The 1,279-nt window shown below is 51.1% G+C and carries 1 protein-coding gene; it reads left to right on the plus strand.

The features are described 5' to 3' along the window. Nucleotides 1–71: 71 nt before the first annotated feature. Complete coding sequence (locus B9Z49_RS21365; RefSeq protein WP_369913787.1) at nt 72–1,277, plus strand: IS4 family transposase; 1,206 nt, start codon at nt 72–74, stop codon at nt 1,275–1,277. Nucleotides 1,278–1,279 lie beyond the last annotated feature (2 nt).

Genomic DNA, 1,279 nt, shown 5'->3' on the forward strand with positions numbered 1-1,279 from the left:
CCTTGTCCACGATTTGAATCGTTTTCCGGACTTGGGGCATGCTCGGCGGATCTCATCTGCTGGGGACAGGCATGCACTCGGGTCAACTCGTCTTTGCGCAAGTCATGACTTATCTGCCCCTGAAGGCATTCAGCCGGATGGTCTTGGCCAGGCGTGCTCAGCACAAAGTCAAAGACTTCTCTTGCCTCGATCAGTTCTTGGCTCTGTCTTTTGCTCAACTGACCGCCCGCGAATCTTTGCGCGACATCGAGATCAATTTGCGCGTGCAGCGCCAACATTTCTATCACTTGGGCTTTCGCTGCAAGACCATCTCGCGCAACACACTGGCCAACGCCAACCGAGTTCGACCATGGGAAGTCTTTGCCGATTTGGCCCATCATTTGATCGGCGTGGCTCGTCCGCTTTACGCCAACGATACAACCAGCGCCGAACTCAAATCGTTGATGGGCGCAACGGTTTACTCTTTGGATTCGACCACGATCGATTTGTGTTTGAGCCTGTTTTCTTGGGCGCCGTTTCGTACGACAAAAGCAGCCATCAAACTTCACACATTGATGGATCTGCGTGGATCGATCCCGAGTTTTATTCACATCAGCGACGGCAAGATGCACGATGTCAAAGTCCTCGACATCCTCGCCAAGCAAGGCTACATCGAGGTTGGCGCCTATTACGTGATGGACAAGGCGTATGTCGACTTTGCCAGGTTGCACCAACTTCATACCGCCAGAGCCTTCTTTGTGACCCGCGCCAAAAGCAATATGCAATTCGTTGTGGTTCAGGAGTTTCCTGTCCCCATCAACACGGGCTTGGTAAGCGATCAGCACATTCAGTTGACGGGGTACACATCTCACAAACGGTATCCAGAGCTGATTCGGCAAGTGACCTACACCGATCCCGAAACTGGCAAGACACTGGAGTTCCTGACGAACAACATGACGCTTTCTGCGTTGACTATTTGCGCACTTTACAAACAGCGCTGGCAAGTCGAGTTGTTCTTCAAATGGATCAAACAGCATCTGCGTATCAAGGCGTTCTTTGGGACAACCGAAAACGCGGTCAAGACGCAAATATGGACTGCGATCGCCACGTACGTGTTGATCGCCATCGTCAAAAAGCTTTTGGAATTGGATCATTCTTTGTACGAAATTCTGCGAGTGCTAGACCTGAATATGTTTGAAACCACACCAATATCAACCCTGCTGGGCAAACTGCAGGATGGGCCTGAAATCGGCCAACACCCTATTCAACAAAACCTCTTCCCAACGTTGGGACACTAGTG

This window comes from Limnohabitans sp. 2KL-51 (assembly GCF_003063645.1).
Classification (GTDB): Bacteria; Pseudomonadota; Gammaproteobacteria; order Burkholderiales; family Burkholderiaceae_C; genus Limnohabitans_A.

Bases quoted from the DNA above. Each gene is read 5' to 3' on its own strand.
- B9Z49_RS21365 (WP_369913787.1), top strand. From the start codon at position 72: ATGCACTCGGGTCAACTCGTCTTTGCGCAAGTCATGACTTATCTGCCC.